We start from the raw sequence: 24793 nt of genomic DNA, 5'->3' as shown, positions 1-24793 counted from the left end.
TGGGCCGTTCAGATTCATATTCGGTTAGAAGATTAAACATGTTTAAAAAAATGATAATCACTGTATTGTTATTGAGCAGTTCATCGTTCAGTTTAGCAATGAGTTGTTTTGAATTAAATTTGCAAACCTATAAAAAAGAGCAAGAAATACAGCCCCGTTGGGAGTTGTTAGGCAAATCTAAACATCGTATTTATTTTTATTCAGCGCCCAAAAACATCTGTAAGATGAATGATACTTTTGTGCTTCACAATGATAATGTTACGGCTTATTCAATCTATAAAGACAGAAAAAAACAAGACTGGGTTTATGTGGTATTTAATGATCCAGATCAAAATATAGAAGATGATCTAGTTGAAGGGTGGGTCAAGCTTAAGGATTTTAAATTTATTGAAAGGACACCTTCAGTAAATCAATAAGAAAACCCACAAAATTTTGTGGGTTTTCTAAACTTTATTTCGACTTATTTTGCTTTTAAAGCTGCAATCAATTTTTGATGTAATCCACCAAAACCACCATTGGACATAATCACCACAGCATCGCCCTCACCTGCTTGTGTAATAACAGTACTGATAATGTCATCCAGTGTACGAGCCACAATGGCATTATTGGTTGCAGCGTCAATGACAGGCTTTAAATCCCAGTCCAGACCTTCAGGTTGATACCACATCACTTCATCTGCAAGACGTGCAGAATGTGCCAAGCCATCTTTATGACTGCCCATACGCATGGTATTTGAACGAGGTTCAATAATCGCCCAAAGCTTACGCTCACCTAAACGTTTACGTGCACCTTCAAGTGTTGTATCAATCGCAGTTGGGTGATGGGCAAAGTCATCATATACTTCAATACCATTTACCGTATCAAGTAATTCCATTCGACGTTTAACCCCACCAAAATTCGATAAGGCTTCACATGCTGTTTCAATTGAAACACCGACATGTTCAGCTGCTGCAATGGTTGCTAAAGCATTGGCAACACTGTGTTGTCCTGTCATATTCCACTTCACTTCACCTTTAATTACGCCGTGTTGAAGTACTTTAAAATGTGAACCATCCGCAGAAAGTTGTTCAGCATAAACTTCAGCGCTGTTATTGGCGTCAAGTGACGTACGTACTACAGGTGTCCAACAACCCATTTGCAATACTTCATCAATATTGGTTTCAGTGATCGGGGCAATAATACGACCTTCACTTGGAATGGTACGGACCAAATGATGGAACTGTTTTTGAATCGCTGCTAGATCATCAAAAATATCGGCATGGTCAAATTCAAGGTTATTTAAAATTGCAGTTTTTGGATGGTAATGTACGAACTTAGAGCGTTTATCAAAAAAAGCAGAGTCATATTCATCTGCTTCTACACAGAAGTATTTTCCACCACCTAAACGTGCGCTTTCACTAAAGCCTAAAGGTACACCACCAATTAAAAAGCCAGGATTTAAACCTGCTTGATCGAGTACCCAAGCTAGCATTGTTGTTGTGGTGGTTTTACCATGGGTACCTGCAACACCAAGTACATGTTTGCCTTGTAAGACATGGTCAGCAAGGAATTGTGGACCTGAAATATATGCTAAGCCTTCATTGAGCATATATTCCACTGCATCTATACCACGCTTCATTGCATTGCCTACAATGACAAGATCTGGATGTGGTTGTAAATGACTACGGTCATAGCCTTGCATTAAGGTAATGCCAGCATTTTCGAGTTGGGTCGACATCGGTGGATAAACGTTCGCATCTGAACCGGTGACTTTATGCCCTAAATCACGCGCTAATAGCGCCAAGGAACCCATAAAGGTGCCGCAAATACCCAAAATATGCAGATGCATTCGTGTTAACTCCAGTGCTTTTATAGACACATCACTTTGTTGTTGTGGTGTAGCCGTTTCATTTGATTTGAAAGCAACGATAGCAAGGGTTAAGGCGAAAAGATAGTTTTTCTTGTTACGATTTTAAAGGTGGGTTTTTATTGAAAATAATGAACTCTCACTTGGTATTTTTATTCTTCTAGCAATGCTAATATCGATTGAACACTCTGAATTATCTATTAAAAATGGATATACATGATTTTATCTTTCTGCTGATTAAAAATATCGCTTATTTTATTTTTTTGATTATTGTTTTTGCTTTGATAGCAGGCATTGCAAAAATAATATCCATACCTTTAATGGTCGCAGCTGTAATTTTAATCTTCTTCCAATATTTTGCGTTCATTTGGATGGGATACCTCAATACAAAAGACTCAAAAGATCACAAATTAAAAAATGGATTAATTTTTCATCTCATTTGGGTGGCTTTAATTGGTATATTGAGCTCATTTTATGATGATCAATCGCTATTGAAACAAGTATTAGATACTGTATTGTTGCTTGGTACTTTGGAAATAGGCTCGCTCATTTATTATTTCAAAAAACGTAAAAAATTACCTTAGTGCTTTAATGTTCAGACATTGAATGTTCAAAAATATATTTTGATAATTTAATTGGTATCAATATGGCTTTATCTCTCCCCCTTTTATTACTAATTATCTCCAACTGTTTTATGACCTTGGCTTGGTATGGGCATTTAAAATTCTTACATGACGCACCTCTGTGGCAAGCGATCTTGTTTGGTTGGATCATTGCCTTACTTGAATACAGCTTTATGATTCCTGCAACACGTCTATTGGCGCAACATGGTTGGTCGTTGGGGCAAATGAAAATAACCCAAGAAGTGGTGACACTGTTGGTGTTTGTTCCGTTTATGATTTTCTTGTTTAAACAACCATTTAAATTAGATTATTTATGGGCGGGTTTATGTTTGATGGGCTGTGTATTTTTTGTGTTTAGAAGCCAATAGATCAGCTATGATGTTATGAATTAAAAAGGATTACACTCAGACAGCATATTCATATTATGTCCAAATCTTTAGCAATTTTTCTGCTGTTTATATCTTCGAGATCATATTAATTCTCAAATCAAACGGCTTTTAGGTTGTTCCCTTAAAAAAAATTGAATTCCTACGTCTGTTAAATTTTCGTGAGATGAAAAATCAGTCTATAATAGTGCGCTTCTTGATATTCATTTAAACACTGATCACCAGTATTTAAACTTCCTTACATTCGTTTATGGAATATATGCAATGAATGCGGCCGCTGTACAAGACGCTCCTCTCGTTGGAATTATTATGGGTTCTCAATCAGACTGGGCAACTCTCGAAAACACTGCCAATATGCTGAAACAGCTTGGTGTTCCTTTTGAAGCCGAAGTAGTTTCTGCGCATCGTACGCCAGACCGCTTATTTGAATATGCTGAAACAGCACGTGAACGTGGTATTCAGGTGATTATTGCTGGTGCAGGTGGTGCAGCGCATTTGCCAGGAATGTGTGCAGCAAAAACAGATTTGCCTGTGCTGGGTGTTCCTGTGAAATCTTCAATTTTAAATGGCGTTGATTCATTGTTGTCTATCGTACAAATGCCTGCAGGTATTGCAGTTGGCACATTAGCAATTGGCCCTGCGGGTGCAACCAATGCCGCAATCATGGCCGCTCAAATTTTAGGTTTAACTCGCCCTGAAATCGCAAAAAATGTTGCAGATTTCCGTGCCGCTCAAACCGATAAAGTGGCAAGTAAAAATATTCCGGGTCAAGCTTAAAAACGGGACACAGGTTATGAATAAAACCATCGGTATCTTTGGTGGTGGTCAACTCGGCCGTATGATGGCGCAAGCTGCGCTCCCATTAAATATCCAATGCACATTTTTTGAAGCTGATGCGGATTGTCCATCTGCAATATTGGGACACGTTTTTAGCACTAAAGCTGAAAATGGGTTACAAGATTTTATTGCCAGTGCAGATGTTTTTAGTTTGGAATTTGAAAATACGCCATTGATTGATGTTGATGTATTAACCAAGCAAAAAGATCTGTATCCGCCACGCCAAGCGTTAGCAATCGCACAACATCGTCTTTCTGAAAAAGCTTTATTTGATGAGCTGGAAATTCCTGTTGCGCCGTACAAAGCAGTCGATTCATTGGAGACGCTTAAGCTTGCAGTGAGTGAATTAGGCTTACCAATCGTACTTAAAACTGCGACAGGTGGTTATGATGGTAAAGGTCAATTTGTACTGCGTTCAGTCGATCAAATTGATCAGGCATGGGCTGAGTTGGGGCCAGCAGGATCATTAATCGCTGAAAGTTTTGTGATTTTTTCTCGTGAAGTTTCAATTATTGCGGTGCGTGGTATTGATGGTGATGTAAAAACTTGGCCTTTGGCTGAAAATCATCATCACAATGGTATTCTCTCACATTCAATAGTTCCTGCTCCAAACAGTGCTGATTTACAGCCCGTTGCGCAGGAATACATCACCCGTTTGTTAAACCATTTGAACTATGTCGGTGTGTTAACACTTGAATTGTTTGTGACTGAAAAAGGCTTATATGCCAATGAGATGGCTCCACGTGTGCATAACTCTGGGCATTGGTCAATTGAAGGCGCAGTATGTTCGCAATTTGAAAATCACATTCGCGCAGTGGCAGGTTTACCACTCGGTTCAACCGAAGTGGTTCGACCAACAGTGATGGTAAATATCATTGGGCAACATCCGAAATCCGAAGATGTTTTAGCGTTAAAAGGTGCACATTTACACCTTTACAATAAAACAGAACGTGAAGGTCGTAAAATTGGTCATATCACCCTGATGCCAAATGATGCTGCTGAATTAACGACTTTATGTCGTCAATTGGCGAAGATTTTACCTAATCCATTGTCATTAAGCGAAGATATGAACATTTAAGCTTGATTTTGTATGTAAAAAAAGCGGTCAAACTCTTGCCCGCTTTTTTCTATTCTACTGTTCTGTATCATGACGCTCCCCCTATTTTATCGCTAAGCAATGACCCAAAAATGGATCATTTTCTGGGGCTATAAAAACAAGAATGATGAAAAAACAGCTTCAATAAACAGAAAAACAAGCATCTATATTTAAATTCAAAGTTCAAATTTAAAGGGTTTAAAACATTTGAATTCAAAAGTATTAACAGCAAAACCCAAAAAGTTATCCACTTTGCATTTAAATTAATTTGAGCGTGGTTTTTGAATTTAAAACTTTAAATTTAAACTTTTGCTTGTTCGAAGTGAAAATAACGACTGTGGATAAGTTTTAATTCATCAATCTAAAATCCAAATTGTGGATAAAAATAAACACTTAAGCGAGTTTTGATGGGATTGAGTGGAATTTTAAATTTAAATCTAAGGTTGCTAAAATAATGATGTTTTTGAATTCAAATTTGTGTGAAAGTTTTGAATTTAAAAAATGATCAGTTTACTGGGGTGTGGATAACTATATTTAAATTCAAAACAGTGAACTGTGTGTTATGAATTTAAAATCGAAAAATGAATTCAAAATTTACGTTTTTACATCTGTCATTTTATTCACAGACTGCTATGGTATTCACATAATTTAAATTTAAAACTATTTTGTGGATATTATGCGTCATTTAACTTTGATTTGTGGATCTGTTTTGTTGGCAGCATCGCATGCCAATGCTGAATTAATCATTAACGGTCAGGCTGTATCTAGCTCACCAATTACAACAACACCGAATACAAGCTATACACCCAATTCTAATTTTCAAAGCTGTATTGCAAATTTACGTTCGCAAGCAATCAGTTCAGGTGTTAGTGGGACAACCTTTGATCGTTATACGCAAAATCTAACACCTGATTATTCGGTCATTAGCAAACTGGATTATCAACCTGAGTTCTCAACACCGATTTGGGATTATCTTTCAGGTTTGGTCGATGAAGAGCGGGTAGAAAAAGGCCGTCAAATGCTGGCTCAGCATCGTGAAGTTTTAAACCGTGTCTCAGCAGCGTACGGCGTTCCAGCAGAAACGGTTGTTGCTGTTTGGGGCGTGGAAAGTAATTTTGGTGACATTTCAGGAAAATATCCTTTATTACAAGCGTTGGGAACTTTAAGTTGTGAAGGGCGTCGACAAGGTTATTTCCGAGGTGAATTCTTTGCCACAATGCGTATTTTACAACGAGGTGATTTACGCGAAGAACAGTTAAAAGGTTCATGGGCAGGGGCATTTGGTCATACTCAATTTATGCCTTCAACGTATGAAGAATTGGCCGTGGATTTTGATGGTGATGGTCGACGCGACTTGGTTTCAAGTACTTCGGATGCTTTGGCATCAACAGCAAACTTTTTGAAAAAACGTGGCTGGCAAACCGGAATGCCGTGGGGCTTTGAAGTAAAAATTCCAGCTGGCGCTTCTGTAAGTGGCGAAAGTCGTCGTAATAAAAAATCGTTGAGCACTTGGGTAAATCGTGGTTTTACTCGTGTTGATGGTACTCCAATCATTCAAGGCAATTTATCGGAAGGCGCTCAGGCCGGTTTAATGATGCCTGCGGGTGCAAATGGTCCAGCATTCTTAGTGTTTAAAAACTTTGATGCAATTTATTCGTACAATGCTGCGGAAAGTTATGCATTGGCAATTGCGCATTTGTCTGATCGGTTACAAGGCAAGGGCGGTTTTCAAACCGCATGGCCAACTGACGATGCAGGAACATCGCGTACAGAACGCCGAGAAATTCAAAATTACTTATTGAAAAAAGGCTATGCGATTGGCGATGCAGATGGCTTGATTGGCGATAAAACGCGTCAGGCTATTCAGCAAGAGCAAGTGAAGTTAGGATTGAGTCCAACAGGTCGAGCAGGGCAACAGATTTTAAAAGCTTTTAGAAATGAAGCTGCAAAGAATATGATGAAATAAACGTTTGATCTCACTTAAAAGGTCTGCATAAGCAGACCTTTTTTATGTGGATTATTCAATTGCGAAAGGGTCAATTTTGACCGCTTCTAGGACATCTAAAATGACGGCAGTAACATCCTGCGTATGATCACGATCATTAAAGATTTCATAGGCTGTAATGGTTACATCGGTATCGCTAGGTAACTGTTTTTGTTCTTCTTCAATTAAATGTTGAATTGGCAATAAGGTCTGTTTAATTTCAAGGTGTAGAACATCTTTAAACTCGACATTGTCGTCTTCTAGTTCAATGATTTGTTCGTTGAAATAAGGCAGCAGAATGGAATGGAGATAAGGTTGAAGTTCAGTAATATCAAAAATTTCAATATCACGAGTTTGCTCAATCGTGCTGATATGATCATTTACTTCTAAAATAATATGATAATAGCTCACAGTCATCTCCTCAATTTATTGCTTCAGGGGTTCACAATAACATGATTTTGCATAAAACTGATTTAAATACATAAATAAATTATGGATTTAAAATTGATAATCATCGCTAAATTTTGCTTATCGTTGTCTTGAGTTTAGCATGGCTAAATCCGCTGTGGTTAATCTAAAATTTTTCAAATCTTGTTCTTTCATCATTGGGTACATGAGTGCTTTAGGATCATTATTGTGCGCTAAGCCCAAAGCATGCCCAAGCTCATGTGCAATCGTGACACGTAAATCTTCGTCTGATGCAAATTCATAGATATTAATGGTTTTACCATCGAATACGCCTTTATCAAATTGGCGCGGTTGGAAACGACTATTAAAGTGATCCACAGATTGATTGTATTGTTGATTGACTGTGTTGAGTTGTTCAACTTGGTGATTTAATTCATAGACTTTTTGATTATAAATATCTAACTGTTGTTTGAGTTGGTTCTGCTCGATGATCAGTTGATTTTTCTGCTGATCTAGCTGAAATCTTGCTGAGGCATCTAAATTTTGATGGGATTGATTAAGAGTATTGACCAGCTGATTATACTGGTCAACTTTACGTTGATAATTGGTTTTTTGGAGGTCCAATTTATCATTGGTACGATCCAACTCAGCATGAAGTTGCTGAATTTTTTGCTTTTGGCCTTGGGTATATTGTTGGGTATTCTGCAAAATACGCAACTCTTGGTTTCTGGCACTAGATTCCGCTTGGCGTTCGTCATAAATTAAGTTAATCGTCAGTTTGGCCTGATCATCATAAACAAAGAGACTTTTCATGGTTCCTAAATGCCAAATATCTGTGGCTTGTTGTGCCAAATTTTGTACTTGCTGTTTACTGACATGAAAACGCGGATCTACTTCGCCAATACGATAACGTAAACGGGTATCTAAAGGATGCGTGATACGATCAATGGCAGAATTATGATTCAATTGCGGATACATCATGCGTTGTATCGCAAAATAAGCAGTAAAGGCAATTACACAGAGTAGAATCCAAAAACGCATGATTGATTTAAAAATAATTGTTGTTGTGGATAATTTATCTGAAAATATAACAATCGCAAATGCTTAAGCAAGTAAAGCTTGCGTGATCATTATAAATATTGATTTCAATTAATGATGTTTTTAACAAGCTGCTTTAGGTGGAAAACAACAATATGAATGGAACGCTGATTTTAGGCTGGATTTCTCTAATCCTTGGTATCGCTTGTTTGATAAGGGCTTTCTACAGCCTATTTCTTATGTTTCGATCACGTTTAGTGCTGGACTTAGTCTTAAATCAAAAAATTAAAAATTTTAAAATCAGCAAAAAGGGCGGCTATGCAATTTGGCAAGAGGGTCCATTATTTAAACTTGCACCTATGCTATTGATTCATCCACAAATCACCAATACAGATCTTCAGCAGATTGTGAAGCTATCACCAAGTACTGCAAGAGCAAGTAAAAATGGTTTTTCTCGTGCTTCAATGCTGATGTTTTATTGTGAGTTGGATGTTGGACACTATTTTTTAGAGGTACTCGATGGTTCGTCATTAAACCCAATCGAAGATAAGATTTCTCAGACCATCACCGATCATTTATCCATGCAAAAACAAGCTGACAGTCTATACAATTTACAGATACGTGAAAGCCTGAGCAAAAAGCAAAGAATCATCATGATCATTTGCATATTTGCAGGATTACTTTTGTTGATGAAAGGATTATTTACCATCATCGCACTGAGTTTGGGCATCGCGATGGAAGGTTCATTCACATAATCTGTTTATTTAAGCGTTAAACAGGACTTGGATATCAATAAATAAGAGAATAAAAGCAAAAACGCTGAGTAATCGATTCATCCAAACAGATCTTTTTAAATAGCCAGGGCTGATATATAAAGCTTTGAATTGTAAAGGATGCAGCATGATATAGCTGATTTTCTGTTTAAATACTGGAGAGACGGATTGTTGTTGTTGCTTTAAAACCACTTGGTGCAGAATAAAAGCATTTAGCCACCAGAGTATAAATAGAATGAGTAAAATAATGCTGATACTTAATGTCAAACGAATCCAAGCATTCTGTTCAAAATAGGCAATTTCAGTATAAAAATGGCTCATCAATACAATGCTGACCAGTAACATGGTGCGATAAAAAGTTTGCCGTGTAAATTCAAGGTGCAAAGGATGATTAAGCTTTTGTTTATCCGCTTTACTCACTATTTTCCCTGCAAAAAATGCAAAACCATGACATAGAATCTCTAAAAAGAGATATAAGCCAATGCTGATAGCAAGCGTTTTATACATGATTAATCGTGTTCAAAAATAGGTTGATAGAGTGATGGAGTCACTAAAATCATCAATAAAATTCCAGAACAAACAAAGGCCAGATCGTTAAAAATCGCTGCATAACTGGTCATATAAATCCAATGCATAAAGGGCATAAAATAAATCAGAAATATTGGGAAAAATGTATAGAGATAAGCCTTTCTTGCCCATTCTTTTTTTAAACATAAACCAAATGTGATGATGAGGATGATTAAGCCTGCAACTGACATAACCCCCAATTCCCAAGCTTGCGGGTCTTGGTAAAGCGTTTTATCCAGAAGTTCTAACTCGGGTTCAGTACTGTATATATCGATGACTGCTGCAATGATAGGCAATATAAATTGCGCTATGATCAAGCTGTAATACACAGTATTGGATACAGCAGGAGAGTTTTTCATCGTTTGACTCATTATTATTGTGATAATTAAGATAAAAGATTTAGTGAAGATTGGCAATTGATCAATAAGAAAAACCACTCGATGACTAGAGTGATTTTTCGAGCTTTTTTATAGCACAATATCACTGACGAAATGTTGCACCACTTCGGTTAAATCTTTGGAAAGATAGTGTTGTGTATAGGGCTGTTTAAAATGGGCGTGGTAAGACTGTTCCGAGTCGAAGCGCTCCCAAAGTAGTAAACGGGTTGGTTCTTCTTGACATTGATGCAGTTGAAATAAGGTGCATTCAGGTTCTTGTTGAAGAGTGAGCTCACATAATGCTTGTAAGGCTTCACGGGTTTCTAATATTCTGTTTTTATCTTTAATTTTTAATTCTGCGGTGATGTAAAAACCTGAACTTAACATTGTCTACTCCTAACTCAAATCGTGAGTCAAAAATATTAACTGCTCGAGTTCACTCTAGCTCAAGCATTTTTTGTGCATATATTTCAATTTTATAGTCGACTATACTTTGTTCTTGCTTGAGTCTTTTAATTTCTTGTTTTAATTGAGCAGAATGCGCAATAAGAAGCGCTTGTCTTTGTTTTAAGGTTTGCTCTCCTTGTAGTCGAAATTGGGCAAAATCTTGCATTTTTTCTAAAGGCATGCCTGTTGATTTTAAGCGTTTTACCCATTCAAGCCATTCCAGATCAAGTTTGGTATATACACGTCGCCCAGATTGATTACGATGGATATTTTTCAGTAAGCCTACTTGTTCATAATAACGAAGGGTATGGATAGAGAGTCCAGTTTTTTTAGAGATATCAGAGATAAACAAAAGTGACTCCATAGCTTTACGGATAAAAATAGATCATATAAAAAAACCGCTCAATCTCTTGAGCGGTTTTCTAAGATTAAAGTGACAAATTATTTTTTGTCATCTTTAACTTCAGTGAATTCAGCATCTACAACGCCATCATCAGCTTTTTGCTGTTGTTGGCCTGCATCACCACCGAATTGGTTAGGATCGAAGCCTTCAGCGCCGCCTTGACCTTGAGCTGCTTCATAAGCACGTTGAGTGATTGGCATAATGATGTTTTGTAAAGCTTCAGTTTTTGCTTTAATCGCATCAACATCATTTTCTTTTGCAGTCACTTCTAACTCAGAAACTGCTGCTTCAATTGCCGTTTTTTCATCAGCAGTAACTTGTTCACCAAGATCTTTCACAGCTTTGTTTGCAGAAGCAACTAAAGCATCAGCTTCGTTACGTGCTTTTGCAAGTTCTTCAAACTTACGATCTTCTTCAGCATTTGCTTCAGCATCTTTGATCATTGCTTCGATTTCAGCATCAGACAAACCAGAGTTTGCTTTGATCTGGATCGATTGTTCTTTACCAGTACTCTTGTCTTTTGCTGATACTTTTAAGATACCATCAGCATTGATGTCGAACGATACTTCAATTTGTGGCACACCACGTGGTGCAGGTGGAATGTCGCCTAATTGGAAGTTACCCAACAATTTGTTTTGTTGAGCCATTTTACGTTCACCTTGGTAAACTGAAATATCTACCGCTGGTTGGTTATCTGCTGCTGTAGAGAATACTTGAGATTTCTTCGCAGGAATCGTAGTGTTTTTCTCAATAATTGCAGTTAATACGCCACCCATGGTTTCGATACCAAGTGTTAATGGTGTTACGTCAAGTAAAAGTACGTCAGTTTTGTCACCAGACAATACCGCACCTTGAATTGCAGCACCAATTGCAACAGCTTCATCTGGGTTCACATCTTTACGAGGTTCTTTACCGAAAAACTCTTGTACTTTCTGTTGAACCATTGGCATACGTGATTGACCACCAACCAAAATCACGTCAGAGATGTCAGAAGTCGAAAGACCTGCATCTTTAAGTGCGATACGGCAAGGCTCAATTGTACGCGCAACTAAATCAGCAACTAAACCTTCTAGTTTGGCACGTGTTACATTCATCACTAAGTGTTTAGGACCAGTTGCATCCGCAGTGATGTATGGTAAGTTAATTTCAGTCGAATTAGATGAAGAAAGCTCAATTTTAGCTTTTTCAGCTGCTTCTTTTAAACGTTGTAATGCAAGTGGATCTTGTTTCAAGTTGAAGTTTTGCTCTTTCTTGAACTCTTCAACTAAATAGTCGATCAATGCATTATCAAAGTCTTCACCACCAAGGAATGTATCACCATTGGTTGACAATACTTCGATTTGTTGGTCGCCATCTAAGTCAGCGATTTCAATGATTGATACGTCAAATGTACCACCACCTAAGTCATATACTGCAACTTTACGGTCGCCTTCTTTTTTGTCCATACCGAACGCAAGTGCAGCAGCAGTTGGTTCGTTAATGATACGTTTAACTTCTAGACCAGCAATACGACCAGCATCTTTTGTTGCTTGACGTTGCGCATCATTGAAGTAAGCAGGAACAGTAATAACAGCTTCTGTTACTGTTTCACCTAAATAATCTTCCGCAGTTTTTTTCATTTTTTTCAAAATTTCTGCAGAGATCTGTTGCGGTGCAAGTTTTTTGTCGTTTACTTCAACCCAAGCATCACCATTATCAGCTTTGATGATTTTGAATGGTGCAATACCGATATCTTTTTGTACTGCTTGGTCTTGATACTTACGACCAATTAACCGCTTGATTGCGAATAATGTATTCTTAGGGTTAGTCACTGCTTGACGTTTAGCAGATTGACCCACAAGAATTTCGCCATCTTTATATGCCACGATAGAAGGTGTTGTTCGTGCACCTTCAGCATTTTCAATTACTTTAACTTTATCGCCTTCAAGTACAGCAACACATGAATTCGTTGTACCTAAGTCAATACCAATAATTTTAGCCATAAATCAAATTCCTCTAAATTCTTTTGAATCCCTTGTGTCCTCTTTTTACAAAGGGGAGTTAAAAGGGATTTTCTTGTTATCCGATATGAGAGCCATTCAAAAATTTTCAAGTCATGATTTGTGAAAATTCATGAAAATATTTTTAAAAAGCTCCTATTTATTACCTTTATTGACCAACCATCACCATTGCAGGGCGAAGTAGTCGACCATTTAAGGTGTAGCCTTTTTGCAAAACTGTGCCAATTTGGTTGGCTTGTGCATTTGGGTCGATCCCGACAGCTTGATGTAAGTCCGCGTTGAAACCATTGGTTGTGTCTGCTTCAACAACACCGAATTTTTCTAAAGTGGTGAGAAGTGATTTCAAGGTCAGTTTTACGCCTTCTAGTACAGGTGTTTCTTCATCGCCACCTGCGAGGATGGCACGCTCAAGGTTGTCGACAGAGTTTAATAATTCTTTCGCAAACTTTTCTAACACGATGTCTTTATGCTTTTCAGCATCACGTTGAATACGTTCTACACTTTTCTGTGCTTCATAAACCGCGTTTGCAGTACGTGCTTTTTCGAGTTTTAAGCTCTCTTCAAGATGACTAATTTGAGCCTGTAAAGCTTCAACGGTAACTTCAACCTGTTCATTTTCAGCCTGAGTTTGCTGTTCGGCTTGCTCGTTTTGAATATCTTGGGCTTCTTGATTCTGCTCAGTTGCCATTGATTTACTCCGTTTAAATGGGTTCTTAAACATGTACAGTCCTTATCGGCAGCAGTTTTGCACTGTGTTCATTTTTGAACTGCCATGATCGTTTAATTCATTAATGAATAAGAAATGTGGGCGAGCCGCTAAAATTCAAGCAGTTTTAGAGATTATTTAATGAAATTCAGTGAAAAAAGCTGATCTAAGGGAGAAATCTCAAACTTTAAAGATATTTTTGTTGGAATAATCATCAAATCAGTGATTATTTTTTTAGATTAAAAATTTAACTTTATTGATGATAGATGCAGCTATTGCTCAAAAATGATGAGTAAATTCAAAAATTAAAATTGAATGAACAGATTAAAATGCTTAATTTACATGTAAAACCGATTAAACTTATTGAAAATAAGGTTTTGCGAAAAAGCAATAATTTAATTATCATGCTCCATAGATTCTATGGCTGTAGTTTCTTTTTTTAGTTTGAACAATGTTTTCATCGCTTATCCAATCTTCTTGGATAAGCTTTTTTTTTGTCTTGTAAAAAGCCATTAACAATGTAAGTAATCCGAAACTTTTATGGTAAAAGTATATCTTTTATCAGGTAGACTTTTGCCTAACCGCATTTAATCCCATCAAAAAATCTAGTGAAATGAAACAAGTATAATGAAAAATAAAATCGGTCAATATAAATCATTGATTTAATAAACTTTGCATAACTTATACGGCAACACCTTAAAAGTCTAACCAAGCTTCAACGAAGTTTGCAGAAAAAATAGCAATCATAGTCAGCACGACAACGCAGTCCTGTGTTGCCGTTTTTTGATAGAGTGATAAAGGAATTTATGATGAAAAAATCAGGTCTTATTTTTATGCTATTGGCTGGTGTTGCGGTTATGAGTACGGCGTGTACATCAAGTGAAACAACACAAGCACCTGAAACAACCCAATCAGCACCAATGGGTTCTGCAGATCAACAGCAATCGGCACAAACTGCGACTGTAGATCCGACTCAACAAGGTACTGCTGTTGAGGGAGATGCAACGATTCAGCAATCACAACCTGCTCAAGCAACCAATGACCCAAGTTTAGTTGAACAACCTTCAGCTCAGTAAATTTTAAAATAAAAAATCAGGCAATTTATGGATGCCTCCATTGCCTGATTTTTATCAACAACTTTTGATGAGAGGTTACTCACCCGCCAAAGAACATTCAAAGTTGGTTCGATCTACAGTACATCGCGCCCGTTTAAGCACTGACATCATGGTCGGATCGTAAATACCTTGTCGGGTTAAATCCATACGTCCATCTCGTAAAAGCTTTTGATATTTTTCAGTATCTGCTTTACTTAAATTCAAACGATATTTAGCTGGAATGCCTTCTTCTAAACGTTTGACCATACTGAATTGACGAGGAAGTTGCTTGATAAACCACGTTCTAGAATCATTGCCAAAAGTAGCAGGGAATTTTTGAGATCTAAATACCAAATCTGCAGTGACATTTAGCACTGGAAAATTGATCAATGCACCTTTAGAGCCAAGCCCTTTTTCCATTTCTAAAGGTTTAAAGGCGTAAGCTGGCGCACCCACCATTGGTACTTCACCTGTATTAAACTTCTTAATAAAATTGGAAATATCCGAAGGAACAGGAATTGCTCCGACACGTTCAACCATTGCAATCTGTGCTTTGTCATACGCCAATACCGCAAATTTCTTACCTTTACCTTTTTCAATAGTATTAATGGTTCGATCGTTCACAAAGATATATGCAGGGCCAATTTGACCGATTCCACCAATTTCTATTTCTTCATTGTCTATCTTGGTTTTTAAGCGTTTTACATTACGCTTATCCAAAACAAAGGTAATCGCCTTGAGTGCAATGGCATTGGTTGGAACCCCCCCCAGCGCGTCAATAGACCCTGCGAATTTATTGTATTGGCGTGCACGCATTGTGGTGATATAGGCAGCATCACATTTACCATTTTTAAAATCTTTATCAGCAAGCTCTTCATTTTGGTAAGCAATCAGCTGGACATCGGTATTCCATGTTTTTGCAGCGAGTGCCCACTCTTCCATCATTTTATAGGATTCGCCAGCTTTCCCTAATAAATCAAAAACACAGATTTCTTGTTTTGCTTGAGAGGTGCTTGATATTCCTAATAATACGATTGTAGTAAGGGCAAGAAATTCCTTTTTCATGTTATATCCTTATACTTAAAACGCGTTTTATTTATACTAAATATAGTAATATTATTTGAATAAAAATAGAGTTTTTACTCTATTTCCGATGAGTAAACCATTGAATGGCTTGCTTAATGTGATTTATTTATCCTAATAAAATATTATTGTGATATTGTTTTGTTTGTTGGTGTGGGTTTAGTGGCCTAATTAAAATCTTGTTAATTTTGATCGATCTAGAAAAATAAAATAGATTTCAAGTTTTGTTAATCAATAAAACATATAAGTAAATCTAAAAAACGTATTTTTAATAATATACAAAAAAACCGTACCATGAGGCTGATTCCCATCTATTTTTATTTATTCTAGTCCACACATTGATCATGAAATTTCAGCAACTGATTTTGCTTTGCTCAGCCATAAGTTTATATAGCTATAGTGGTTTGGCAAATGCTCGCCCTATCGTCATTGGTTATCAAACCAACATAGAACCTGCCAAAGTTGCACAGGCTGACGGTGTGTATGACAAAGTAATTGGGGAAAAACTGGATTGGCGCTTATTTAATAGTGGCGCAGAAGTTTTAACTGCATTGGCTTCAGGTTCTGTAGATATCGCACTGATTGGTTCAAGTCCTTTGGGGGCAGCTGTTGCCAATAATTTGCCTATAGAGGTGTTTTTAATTTCTACCGATCTGAAAAGTGCGGAAGCCTTAGTAGTGAGAAATGGCTCAGGAATTAATAGTCCTCAGGACTTAATTGGGAAAAAGGTGGCCACCCCATTTGCTTCGACTTCCCATTACAGTTTATTGGGGGCTTTGCAGCATTGGAATATTAAAACCAATCAAATACGGTTGTTGAACCTAAAACCAGCTGAAATTAATGCAGCATGGCGCAGAGGCGATATAGATGCAGCTTTTGTCTGGTCACCTGCACTTGCCAATATTAAGAAAACAGGTAAGGTCATCACAGATGCAGGGCAGGTTGGGCAATGGGGATCTCCTACATTTGAAGTTTGGGTGGCACGTAAAGATTTTGCACAGAAGCATCCTGAAGTCTTAGCAAAGTTTTCAACAGTGACACTGAACTATTATCAATCCTATAACCAGAATAAAAGTCGTTGGACTGCCAACTCGGCTGAAGTGCAAAAAATTGCCAAAATTACTGGTGTAGATGCTCAAGATGTGCCAGCGCTTCTTGCTGGTGCCGCCTATCCAGAACGTCAGGCGCAATTAAGCACTCAATACCTTGGTGGGCGGACCACACAGAATATTGTCAATTCAGTGAACTTTTTAAAAGCACAGGGTCTGGTGAGAAAAGTTTCTCCAAATTATCAACAGTTTATTAACACACGTTTTATTCAAACATCGAAATAGAGATCGGAAGTATTCATCATGGCTGTATTGAGTGTAGAACACGTACAAGCACAGTATCCGGGTGCTGAACAACCGGTACTGAAAGATGTTTCATTTCAACTGGGCTCTGAGCAACTGATGGTTGCATTAGGTGCTTCAGGCAGTGGTAAAACAACCTTATTAAATCTGATTGCTGGATTTACTCAGCCACAAGCAGGCACATTAAAACTGGATGGCGAAGTAATCATTGCACCCAGCCGAGACCGTGGTGTGGTGTTCCAAGATGATGTTTTATTGCCTTGGCAAAATGTAGAAGACAATATTGCTTTTGGTTTAGAGCTTGCAGGATTTGATAAAAAAACACGTCAAAACCGTGCACAAGCATTACTCAAATTGGTGAATTTAGAAGGCTTTGGTCAACGCCATATCTGGGAACTTTCAGGCGGGCAACGTCAACGGGTTGGTTTAGCACGTGCTTTGGCTTCTGACCCTAAAATATTATTGATGGATGAGCCTTTTGGTGCTTTGGATGCCTTTATTCGTGAACAAATGCAGTGCTTATTATTAGATATTTGGAAGAGCACGTCCAAACCCACATTCTTAATTACCCATGACATCGAAGAAGCTGTTTTTCTAGCAACAGATCTAATTATTCTTGCACCGAATCCTGGGCGAATTGTGGAAAAGCTAGAGTTGGATTTTGCTAAACGCTATGCCCATGGTGAGCCAGCACGAAGTATTAAATCAGATCCTAAGTTTATTGAAATGCGAGAGCATGTGTTGAGTTGTGTGTTTATTCAAAATAATCAGGATCAATACCATGTTGCTCAGAGTGACCAAACTCAAGTGGAAAAGGTGGAGTAATGACAGCACAATTAGACCCTAAATTGATCCCTCGTACAGTTGAATCTCAGACTGTGGTGGTGAAGGTTCCACGTGAAGTCAATATTACCTTGATTAGTAGTATCACGATCATTACTTTGATTGCAATTTGGTGGCTGGTCACCACTTTAGGCTGGATTGATGCTTTATTCTTACCATCACCAACCGCCGTTTTGCAGCGTTTCAATGATTTGTTCAGCAATGGCTATATGAGTATTAGCTTGTGGAGTCATATTGGTGCAAGTTTGGGTCGTATTGGCACGGCATTAATTGCTGCGGTCATCACTGCGATTCCAGTTGGGATTGCGATTGGTCGTAATAAAGTTGTACGGGGTATTTTAGATCCCATCATTGAGTTTTATCGTCCGATTCCGCCGCTGGCGTATTTACCCTTGATTGTAATTTGGTGTGGTATTGGTGAATTATCCAAGGTGCTACTGATTTATCTGGCAATTTTTGCACCGATTGTTATTGCAACAGCAACCGGTGTACGTTCAGTCGATCAAGCTAAAATTCGTGCTGCACAGTCTTTGGGTGCAAGCCCAATGCAAATTATTAAACATGTGGTTTTACCAAGTTCTTTACCGAGTATTTTAACCGGTATCCGTATTGGTCTTGGGGTGGGATGGTCGACTTTGGTGGCAGCAGAGTTGGTTGGAGCTTCTGAAGGTTTAGGCTTTATGGTGCAATCTTCTTCACAGCTTTTGGCTACAGATGTGGTGATTGTGGGGATTTTAATTATTGCTGTGATTGCCTTTATTTTGGAAATTGGTTTACGTCGTTTACAAAGGAAATTAGTCCCTTGGGATAAGCAATCTCAGTAAGTTATTTTCGCTACACTGTTCGATAGCATATCGCCATATTTAGTTTTAACATTTTAATATATCGTGAGATGATCGAGGAAGAAATGAACGCTGTTGTTTCAAATATTTTTAAAGTTACCCCATTAAATCCAACGATTGGTGCGCTGATTGAAGGTGTGAATTTCAATCAGCCTTTAACATCTGAACAAAAGGCTTTGATTGAAGCAGCTTTATTGAAACATCAGGTGATCTTTTTCAGAAATCAGCCGATGACTGCACAGCAACATGCAGCTTTGGCGCGTCAATTTGGTCAGTTACACATCCACCCAATTTACCCTAATATTCCAGAACAACCAGAAATCATGGTTTTAGATACGGAATTAAATGATTTACGGGATAATGCATTGTGGCATACCGATGTGACTTTTCTTGAAGCACCAGCAATGGGCGCAATTTTAAGTGCAAAAAAAGTCCCTGCATGGGGTGGAGATACACTTTGGTCAAGTGGAACAGCGGCGTTTGAAGCATTATCCAAACCGATGCAAGCGATGTTGTCTGGTTTAACTGCAACACATGATATTGCACGTTCATTTCCAGTAGATCGTTTTGGTGGTGATCCTGCCGAATTAGAAAAGCTAGAACAGGCTAAGAAAAAACATCCTCCGATTAGCCATCCTGTGATTCGTACTCATCCTGTCACAGGTCGCAAAGCTTTGTTTGTGAGTGAAGGTTTTACCACACGAATCAATGAACTCGAAGCCAAAGAAAGCGATGCTGTTTTGAAAATGTTGTTTGAACATATTCAGAAACCAGAGTTTGTAGTGCGTTGGTCGTGGCAGGCCAATGATGTGGCATTTTGGGATAATCGTTGTACCTTCCATTATGCTGTTGATGATTACCGTCCTCAGCACCGTGTTATGAATCGAGCCACTTTGATGGGTGATAAACCTTTTTATCAAGCAGATTAAGGTTTAACTTGTTATAAAATCCAATCAAATTTGATTGGTTTTTTATTTTTGAAACAACTGAATTTGAATACAACTTTTTGAAACTTCAACGTTTAAAAAATACATTAAAGAAAAAAATCATAAAGTGAGCTGTTGTTCAAAGTATCGGTATGCTGTGTTTGTCGGTGTTCAGAAAACAATTTGAATATTTAAGCTCTGATGAAACCTTGTTGCTGAGCAATAATGTTTAATTATTCATCAAAATTAAACAAATGATCAACATACTAGGCCATAAATATTTATTGCTTGTTGGAAATATCATGTTGATTAATAATAAAAAGCAAATCATTTTGCTAAGTGTACTGTCTACGCTGTTGGTTGCTTGTAATGATGATAATGATCATTCAAATACTGAAAAACCAATAGAGGCAAAAGCTTTAGAACTGAATATCTTGCATATTAATGACCATCATTCACATTTAGATGAAGAAAGCATTAAATTTAAAAGCAATGTGGGGACAGGGGATGAAGAGTTTAGTGTTGCAAGCGGTGGATTTGCACGTGTTGCCAGCTTAATTAACCAACTTGCAGTAGAAAAGAAAAATGCTTTAAAAATACATGCTGGTGATGCGATCACTGGCGATTTGTACTATAACTTAACAGATGGTAAAGCAGACGCAGATGCAATGAACACCGTTTGTTTTGATACATTTACGCCGGGTAACCATGAGTTTGATTCTAAAGATGATGGATTAAAGAAATTTATTGGTTTCTTGGATCAAAGTTCTTGTAAAGACAAAACCCAAATTTTAACGGCCAATGTCAGTTTTGGTGCATCTTCACCGTTGTATAAAACCAATCGCATTTTGAAGTCACAAGTGTTTGAAAAGGAGGGAGTGAAATTTGCAATCATTGGTTTAACGGTTGCCAAGAAAACCAAAAACTCTTCTCAACCGAATGCTGATACATTGTTTGCAGATGAAATTGAAACAGCACAAAAAGAAATAAATCAATATAAAGCACAAGGTATTAAAAATATTATTCTTCAAACCCATGTGGGATATGACTTAGACCAACAGCTGGCAAAATCACTTACCGATGTTGATGTGATTATTGGGGGTGATTCACATACGTTATTGGGCCCTGACAGTCTTAAAAAATATGGCATGACACCTGAAGGTGCTTATCCAACACAGCTGAGAAACAAAGATGGTCAATTGGTCTGCGTCGCGCAAGCTTGGCAGTACAGTTATATCGTGGGCGATTTAAATGTGAAGTTTGACAAAAACGGGAATGTCGAAAGCTGTAGTGGAACACCACATGTACTCATTGGGAATAACTTTACCCGTACCGCCAAAGACGCAAAAGCAGTCACCGAAACTGAAAAACAAGCAATTCTGACGCAATTTAAAACAGATCAGGCCCCATTTACTGTTGTAATGCCACTACAAAACACCTTGGATGTTTTAAAACCGTATCAGGAACAAAAGAAAAAATTTGCTCAAGAAATCGTAGGTCAAGCCACAGATAATCTCTGTTCACGTCGAGTCCCTGGTACACAACGGGATGTAAATCGTTCAACACTCGGCGATATCTGTAATAAGAATACCCACGTCGATCAACATGGTGGAGATATTCAACAAATTATTGCTGAAGCGTTTTTACAACAAGGAAAGACCTTCTTTGGCGCTGATATCTCATTCCAAAATGGTGGTGGTGTCCGTGAAGATGTTGCTTTAGGGGATGTGACAGTTGGTAAAATTTATAATGTCTTACCGTTCAAGAATACATTGTTGCGTTTAGATTTGACGGGTGCTGAAGTTAAAGCCACCTTAGAGGATGCAATAGATGGTGTGATTGCCCAGAATAATACGGGTAGCTACCCATATACTGGTGGTATGCGTTGGAATGTTGACTTTACTAAAGACAAAGGCCAGCGTCTTAACCAAATACAAGTACGTAATGCATCTGGGCAATATGAAAATCTTGATCTCAATAAGATTTACAAAGCGATCACGATTGATTTTCTTGCGAATGGTGGTGACTACTATACCACCTTGAAAACCATTACTGGTGAGCGCCGTGTGAATGTTGGCTTAGACTATGCGGAGGCTTTCCTTAAATATGCCCAAGGTTTGGCTGGTCAGACAGGTCAAAAGAAAATTAATAAATTAGCAACGGCTGAATACAGTACCCAGCTATTTATCGATAAAGCAAAATAAACTGAAACAGACAATCAAAATCCCGCTTCGGCGGGTTTTTTGTTGGGGCGTTAGTGGAAACTGACAAAATCCTATGTTCGTGATGAATGCGTAATAAATAATTGCAAAAATCTATCCTTAACTTTAAAATGAGCCAAAATTTAGCCACGATGGCTTAAATAATCACAAAGACAACCTCAATTTTCTTTTTACTTGCCTCAATTTGATCTTGTAACGTTGCCTTTTGACAAGATTGTTTACAACCACTCACTGGTTGCAGGATAACCATAATATCTTGATTGAACCCATCATTTTAAGCAGGGTGCTTAAAATGTGATTTGAATCAGCTGTTAAATTCAATATTCGGGAGAAAAATCATGTTGTTTAACGTATTTCTCATTTTGGGCTTTAAATAGACCCTATACATTTTTAATCGTTTAAATTAAACGAAAATAAACCTTATTTTAAAGAATATACATGTTCTGAGGGATGACTTTGCTTGCAGAAAATGCAAATTGAAAAAAGTTTAGCCTTAGTCATGAAAAGAAAAAAGTGAATATATGAACGAATATATTAATCAACCTTTTGCACAAAATATGCATCAGGTTGACGTAGCGGATTTTGCTGAAATTTCTCCGATTGTAAAACTTTGGGCTTTTCGATTTTTGGTCGAGTTAGGTGGTGCAAAAGAATTTATTTCTGATCATTGCTTTAGTCATCAATGGATTGCAAAAAAGTTAGGTTTTTCTGAAGCATTACTTGCAGATAAGTTCGATGAGCAAGCTGCTTATCAGGAACTTAACCATTTGCATAAAAATAGCCAACAGCAAAATTTATTAGATAATTTTCAGTTCAATGCTGAATTGCAATATAACCTAAAGTTAATACAGCAATTACTGGATTTAAATGCTGTTGAAAGCACGATTTTAGGCTTTATCGTGATGTTAAACAGTGAACAACTTCTAGATGATATTGCGGATACCATCGGTGAATTGACTGCGTCTAAAACCATACGTGCTGTGGCTGTGGTTTTAGATTTACCTTATGAAGCAATTCGGCAGGCTTTGTCTGTACAAGGGCGTTTACATTGCAGTGGCTTAATCAGTGTTCAACAACACTATCGTAATTATTTACGTGGGAAATTGAATTTGGTGTCAAACCAATTGGCTGATAAGTTATTGGTGAAAACCAATGATGTGATGGATCTGTTTGTTGGAACCATTAATAAAAGTCAGCCTGCTGAATTAACCTTAGAGGATTATCCTCATTTACACACTGAATTGACTTTACTCCTAGCTTACTTAAAGCAAGTCAAAATGAGTAAGCAACAGGGGGTAAATATCTTCCTTTATGGCACTTCAGGCACAGGAAAGACACAACTGTGTAAGACCCTTGCAGATGAAATGGCGGTGCAACTTTTTGAAATCTCCTGTGAAGATGAAGATGGTGATGCAATTTCAGCCACAGGCCGTTTATGTGCGTATCGTGCAGCGCAGTGCATTTTCGACAGTCAATCTGCTTTATTGCTGTTTGATGAAGTTGAGGATGTATTTAATGACACCGAAAATGGCGTGGGGATGAAAAGCACTGCACAAAGTCGTAAGGCTTGGGTCAATCGTATTTTAGAGCAAAATCGTACACCAACGATTTGGGTGTCTAATTCTGATCAGCTCGATCCTGCGTTTATACGCCGTTTTGATATGGTGCTTGAAATTAAAGTGCCACCTAAAAAGCAACGCAGAAGCTTTATCGAACAACATTGTGGTCAAGAACTTAATCCTTTGTATCAGGAAGCCTTGGCCAATGTTGAGCAATTATCTCCAGCAATTTTACGCCGTAGTTATCGTGTTGCCAAAGCGGCTCAAATGCACAATGAGCATTTAGTGGTTCAGGAAAGCATGACCAAATTGGTGTCCAATACCTTAAAAGCACAGGGTCATCAAAGCATTAAATTGCAAGATAGTAATGCTTTGCCCAAGTTCTATGATCTGAACTATATCAATTGTAAGCAGAATCTTGCGGAGATCGCATCTGGTATCCTGCAACATGGTTTTGGCCGTTTATGTTTATACGGAGCATCTGGAACAGGTAAAACTGCATTTGCACGATGGTTATCTGAAACTATCAATAGACCTTTACTGATTAACCGTGGTTCAGACTTAATTTCTGCTTGGGTGGGTGAAACAGAACAAAACCTTGCTAAAGCGTTTCAAGAAGCCGAAGACTTACAGGCAATTTTGTTGTTGGACGAAGTAGATGGCTTATTACAAGACCGCCGTCAAGCAACCCGCTCTTGGGAAGTTTCGCAAGTAAATGAGTTTTTGGTTCAACTCGAAAGCTTTAATGGCGTCGTAGTGGCGACAACCAATCGTTTTGATGAACTTGATCAAGCTGCATTACGCCGTTTCGATTTTAAAATGCATTTTGATTTTTTAAATTATGCACAGCGTTTGGCTTTACTGGAAAATATCTGTATACAGCTCAAACTTGTTGTTCATGAAGCCGATATAAAAGTAAAACTGCAATCTTTAGATCGTTTAAGTGTCGGAGACTTCTCTGTGATTGTACGACAGTCCTGTTTTCATCCTTTTGAAAATGTGGATTCTATTCTGCAGCATTTAACAGATGAAATGACTGCAAAATATAAAAGTGCACAAAGTATAGGATTTACCGCATCAAATTGATGCGGTTTTTCTTTTTGAATCCTGATTTAGGTGAATAAAGCTCAGATTTTGTGATTCGAGAGTGGAAAACAAAGCATAAAAATAACTTTAATATGAAAAAACTAATGAAAAATGCTTAAAAAATAGATAAAAAGCATAAAAAAATGCTGATTTTGAGGAAAAAACGCACATCCGATAAAAAAGTTTAAAAAAAGGGGTTGTGTTGGGAATGGAATGCTGTAGAATGCACATCCATCGGCGGTGATGTTAAATAAAACTTCTGATAAATCAGGCACTTGATTAAGTTGTTAAGATT

General features: G+C 37.7%; 24 protein-coding genes. 14 read left to right on the top strand and 10 right to left on the bottom strand.

The window, feature by feature from the left end:
* Positions 1-38: 38 nt before the first annotated feature.
* Positions 39-416 (top strand): hypothetical protein, encoded by a 378-nt coding sequence (locus tag WFN33_RS19090; RefSeq protein WP_336954606.1) that lies wholly within the window; start codon positions 39-41, stop codon positions 414-416.
* 44 nt (positions 417-460) lie between these two features.
* Here WFN33_RS19090 and mpl read toward each other — a convergent pair whose 3' ends face one another.
* On the bottom strand, positions 461-1828 hold the full coding sequence (gene mpl, locus WFN33_RS19085) for a UDP-N-acetylmuramate:L-alanyl-gamma-D-glutamyl-meso-diaminopimelate ligase (RefSeq protein ID WP_336954604.1): 1368 nt from the start codon (positions 1826-1828) through the stop codon (positions 461-463).
* Between the two features lie 224 nt (positions 1829-2052).
* Here mpl and WFN33_RS19080 point away from each other — a divergent pair, with 224 nt between their 5' ends.
* From WFN33_RS19080 to WFN33_RS19060, 5 genes are all read left to right on the top strand, one after another.
* Positions 2053-2430 (top strand): hypothetical protein, encoded by a 378-nt coding sequence (locus WFN33_RS19080; protein WP_336954603.1) that lies wholly within the window; start codon positions 2053-2055, stop codon positions 2428-2430.
* A 62-nt stretch (positions 2431-2492) separates the two neighbouring features.
* The gene (locus WFN33_RS19075; protein WP_034613299.1) at positions 2493-2837 is read left to right on the top strand and encodes a DMT family protein; all 345 of its coding nucleotides are present in this window, start codon (positions 2493-2495) and stop codon (positions 2835-2837) included.
* 282 nt (positions 2838-3119) lie between these two features.
* Entirely contained in the window at positions 3120-3632 is a 513-nt protein-coding gene (gene purE / locus WFN33_RS19070) for a 5-(carboxyamino)imidazole ribonucleotide mutase (protein ID WP_004718991.1), read from the top strand.
* Positions 3633-3648: 16 nt separating this feature from the next.
* Positions 3649-4770, top strand: coding sequence for a 5-(carboxyamino)imidazole ribonucleotide synthase (locus tag WFN33_RS19065; protein WP_004718994.1), 1122 nt, complete (start codon positions 3649-3651; stop codon positions 4768-4770).
* 694 nt (positions 4771-5464) lie between these two features.
* Positions 5465-6754: a lytic murein transglycosylase gene (locus WFN33_RS19060; protein WP_336954602.1), complete on the top strand. Its 1290-nt coding sequence runs from the start codon at positions 5465-5467 to the stop codon at positions 6752-6754.
* A gap of 51 nt (positions 6755-6805) precedes the next feature.
* On the opposite strand, the gene WFN33_RS19055 is transcribed toward WFN33_RS19060, so the two are convergent.
* Both WFN33_RS19055 and WFN33_RS19050 read right to left on the bottom strand, forming a co-directional pair.
* Positions 6806-7189, bottom strand: a complete 384-nt coding sequence (locus tag WFN33_RS19055) for a hypothetical protein (RefSeq protein WP_154130490.1) — start codon at positions 7187-7189, stop codon at positions 6806-6808.
* A 111-nt stretch (positions 7190-7300) separates the two neighbouring features.
* On the bottom strand, positions 7301-8221 hold the full coding sequence (locus WFN33_RS19050; protein ID WP_336954601.1) for a matrixin family metalloprotease: 921 nt from the start codon (positions 8219-8221) through the stop codon (positions 7301-7303).
* A 236-nt stretch (positions 8222-8457) separates the two neighbouring features.
* On the opposite strand from WFN33_RS19050, the gene WFN33_RS19045 reads away from it, so the two are divergent.
* Complete coding sequence (locus WFN33_RS19045; protein ID WP_336954600.1) at positions 8458-8973, top strand: hypothetical protein; 516 nt, start codon at positions 8458-8460, stop codon at positions 8971-8973.
* A 9-nt stretch (positions 8974-8982) separates the two neighbouring features.
* On the opposite strand, the gene WFN33_RS19040 is transcribed toward WFN33_RS19045, so the two are convergent.
* The 6 genes from WFN33_RS19040 to grpE form a co-directional block, all read right to left on the bottom strand.
* On the bottom strand, positions 8983-9498 hold the full coding sequence (locus WFN33_RS19040) for a hypothetical protein (protein ID WP_336954599.1): 516 nt from the start codon (positions 9496-9498) through the stop codon (positions 8983-8985).
* A 2-nt stretch (positions 9499-9500) separates the two neighbouring features.
* A complete protein-coding gene (locus WFN33_RS19035; RefSeq protein WP_336954598.1) occupies positions 9501-9917 on the bottom strand; it encodes a hypothetical protein in 417 nt (138 codons plus the stop codon).
* A 108-nt stretch (positions 9918-10025) separates the two neighbouring features.
* The gene (locus tag WFN33_RS19030; RefSeq protein ID WP_336954597.1) at positions 10026-10322 is read right to left on the bottom strand and encodes a putative quinol monooxygenase; all 297 of its coding nucleotides are present in this window, start codon (positions 10320-10322) and stop codon (positions 10026-10028) included.
* A 49-nt stretch (positions 10323-10371) separates the two neighbouring features.
* A complete protein-coding gene (locus tag WFN33_RS19025; RefSeq protein ID WP_336954596.1) occupies positions 10372-10734 on the bottom strand; it encodes a MerR family transcriptional regulator in 363 nt (120 codons plus the stop codon).
* A gap of 89 nt (positions 10735-10823) precedes the next feature.
* A complete protein-coding gene (gene dnaK / locus WFN33_RS19020; RefSeq protein ID WP_336954595.1) occupies positions 10824-12767 on the bottom strand; it encodes a molecular chaperone DnaK in 1944 nt (647 codons plus the stop codon).
* A 166-nt stretch (positions 12768-12933) separates the two neighbouring features.
* On the bottom strand, positions 12934-13473 hold the full coding sequence (gene grpE / locus WFN33_RS19015) for a nucleotide exchange factor GrpE (RefSeq protein WP_004719014.1): 540 nt from the start codon (positions 13471-13473) through the stop codon (positions 12934-12936).
* Positions 13474-14300: 827 nt separating this feature from the next.
* On the opposite strand from grpE, the gene WFN33_RS19010 reads away from it, so the two are divergent.
* On the top strand, positions 14301-14567 hold the full coding sequence (locus WFN33_RS19010; protein WP_004818138.1) for a hypothetical protein: 267 nt from the start codon (positions 14301-14303) through the stop codon (positions 14565-14567).
* A 75-nt stretch (positions 14568-14642) separates the two neighbouring features.
* Here the strand turns inward: WFN33_RS19010 and WFN33_RS19005 are convergent, their stop codons facing one another.
* Positions 14643-15650 carry a putative solute-binding protein gene (locus WFN33_RS19005; protein ID WP_336954594.1) on the bottom strand — a complete coding sequence of 336 codons (1008 nt, stop codon included), beginning with the start codon at positions 15648-15650 and terminating at the stop codon, positions 14643-14645.
* A gap of 362 nt (positions 15651-16012) precedes the next feature.
* Between WFN33_RS19005 and tauA the strand changes: the two genes are divergently transcribed.
* The 6 genes from tauA to WFN33_RS18975 all read left to right on the top strand — a co-directional run bounded on the left by tauA (position 16013) and on the right by WFN33_RS18975 (position 24498).
* Entirely contained in the window at positions 16013-17002 is a 990-nt protein-coding gene (tauA, locus tag WFN33_RS19000; RefSeq protein ID WP_336954593.1) for a taurine ABC transporter substrate-binding protein, read from the top strand.
* An 18-nt stretch (positions 17003-17020) separates the two neighbouring features.
* On the top strand, positions 17021-17845 hold the full coding sequence (gene tauB / locus WFN33_RS18995) for a taurine ABC transporter ATP-binding subunit (protein ID WP_336954591.1): 825 nt from the start codon (positions 17021-17023) through the stop codon (positions 17843-17845).
* Positions 17845-18687, top strand: coding sequence for a taurine ABC transporter permease TauC (tauC, locus tag WFN33_RS18990; RefSeq protein WP_336954590.1), 843 nt, complete (start codon positions 17845-17847; stop codon positions 18685-18687). Before tauB ends, tauC begins: the two co-directional genes overlap by 1 nt.
* Positions 18688-18770: 83 nt before the next feature.
* Entirely contained in the window at positions 18771-19634 is an 864-nt protein-coding gene (gene tauD, locus WFN33_RS18985) for a taurine dioxygenase (RefSeq protein ID WP_336954588.1), read from the top strand.
* A 299-nt stretch (positions 19635-19933) separates the two neighbouring features.
* Entirely contained in the window at positions 19934-21835 is a 1902-nt protein-coding gene (locus WFN33_RS18980) for a 5'-nucleotidase C-terminal domain-containing protein (RefSeq protein ID WP_336954586.1), read from the top strand.
* A gap of 539 nt (positions 21836-22374) precedes the next feature.
* On the top strand, positions 22375-24498 hold the full coding sequence (locus tag WFN33_RS18975) for an AAA family ATPase (RefSeq protein WP_336954585.1): 2124 nt from the start codon (positions 22375-22377) through the stop codon (positions 24496-24498).
* Positions 24499-24793: the final 295 nt, after the last annotated feature.

Origin of the sequence: Acinetobacter sp. AS167, from assembly GCF_037152175.1 — a bacterium.
Lineage (GTDB): Bacteria > Pseudomonadota > Gammaproteobacteria > Pseudomonadales > Moraxellaceae > Acinetobacter.
Note: the sequence above shows the minus strand (reverse complement) of the source record. Positions and strands in the feature narration are given on the sequence as shown.

What these genes read in the sequence shown, in the direction of transcription:
- WFN33_RS19090 (WP_336954606.1), top strand. Translation starts at nt 39, where the DNA reads ATGTTTAAAAAAATGATAATCACTGTATTGTTATTGAGCAGTTCATCG.
- mpl (WP_336954604.1), bottom strand. Translation starts at nt 1,828, where the DNA reads ATGCATCTGCATATTTTGGGTATTTGCGGCACCTTTATGGGTTCCTTG.
- WFN33_RS19080 (WP_336954603.1), top strand. Translation starts at nt 2,053, where the DNA reads ATGGATATACATGATTTTATCTTTCTGCTGATTAAAAATATCGCTTAT.
- WFN33_RS19075 (WP_034613299.1), top strand. Translation starts at nt 2,493, where the DNA reads ATGGCTTTATCTCTCCCCCTTTTATTACTAATTATCTCCAACTGTTTT.
- purE (WP_004718991.1), top strand. Translation starts at nt 3,120, where the DNA reads ATGAATGCGGCCGCTGTACAAGACGCTCCTCTCGTTGGAATTATTATG.
- WFN33_RS19065 (WP_004718994.1), top strand. Translation starts at nt 3,649, where the DNA reads ATGAATAAAACCATCGGTATCTTTGGTGGTGGTCAACTCGGCCGTATG.
- WFN33_RS19060 (WP_336954602.1), top strand. Translation starts at nt 5,465, where the DNA reads ATGCGTCATTTAACTTTGATTTGTGGATCTGTTTTGTTGGCAGCATCG.
- WFN33_RS19055 (WP_154130490.1), bottom strand. Translation starts at nt 7,189, where the DNA reads ATGACTGTGAGCTATTATCATATTATTTTAGAAGTAAATGATCATATC.
- WFN33_RS19050 (WP_336954601.1), bottom strand. Translation starts at nt 8,221, where the DNA reads ATGCGTTTTTGGATTCTACTCTGTGTAATTGCCTTTACTGCTTATTTT.
- WFN33_RS19045 (WP_336954600.1), top strand. Translation starts at nt 8,458, where the DNA reads ATGTTTCGATCACGTTTAGTGCTGGACTTAGTCTTAAATCAAAAAATT.
- WFN33_RS19040 (WP_336954599.1), bottom strand. Translation starts at nt 9,498, where the DNA reads ATGTATAAAACGCTTGCTATCAGCATTGGCTTATATCTCTTTTTAGAG.
- WFN33_RS19035 (WP_336954598.1), bottom strand. Translation starts at nt 9,917, where the DNA reads ATGAAAAACTCTCCTGCTGTATCCAATACTGTGTATTACAGCTTGATC.
- WFN33_RS19030 (WP_336954597.1), bottom strand. Translation starts at nt 10,322, where the DNA reads ATGTTAAGTTCAGGTTTTTACATCACCGCAGAATTAAAAATTAAAGAT.
- dnaK (WP_336954595.1), bottom strand. Translation starts at nt 12,767, where the DNA reads ATGGCTAAAATTATTGGTATTGACTTAGGTACAACGAATTCATGTGTT.
- grpE (WP_004719014.1), bottom strand. Translation starts at nt 13,473, where the DNA reads ATGGCAACTGAGCAGAATCAAGAAGCCCAAGATATTCAAAACGAGCAA.
- WFN33_RS19010 (WP_004818138.1), top strand. Translation starts at nt 14,301, where the DNA reads ATGAAAAAATCAGGTCTTATTTTTATGCTATTGGCTGGTGTTGCGGTT.
- WFN33_RS19005 (WP_336954594.1), bottom strand. Translation starts at nt 15,650, where the DNA reads ATGAAAAAGGAATTTCTTGCCCTTACTACAATCGTATTATTAGGAATA.
- tauA (WP_336954593.1), top strand. Translation starts at nt 16,013, where the DNA reads ATGAAATTTCAGCAACTGATTTTGCTTTGCTCAGCCATAAGTTTATAT.
- tauB (WP_336954591.1), top strand. Translation starts at nt 17,021, where the DNA reads ATGGCTGTATTGAGTGTAGAACACGTACAAGCACAGTATCCGGGTGCT.
- tauC (WP_336954590.1), top strand. Translation starts at nt 17,845, where the DNA reads ATGACAGCACAATTAGACCCTAAATTGATCCCTCGTACAGTTGAATCT.
- tauD (WP_336954588.1), top strand. Translation starts at nt 18,771, where the DNA reads ATGAACGCTGTTGTTTCAAATATTTTTAAAGTTACCCCATTAAATCCA.
- WFN33_RS18980 (WP_336954586.1), top strand. Translation starts at nt 19,934, where the DNA reads ATGTTGATTAATAATAAAAAGCAAATCATTTTGCTAAGTGTACTGTCT.
- WFN33_RS18975 (WP_336954585.1), top strand. Translation starts at nt 22,375, where the DNA reads ATGAACGAATATATTAATCAACCTTTTGCACAAAATATGCATCAGGTT.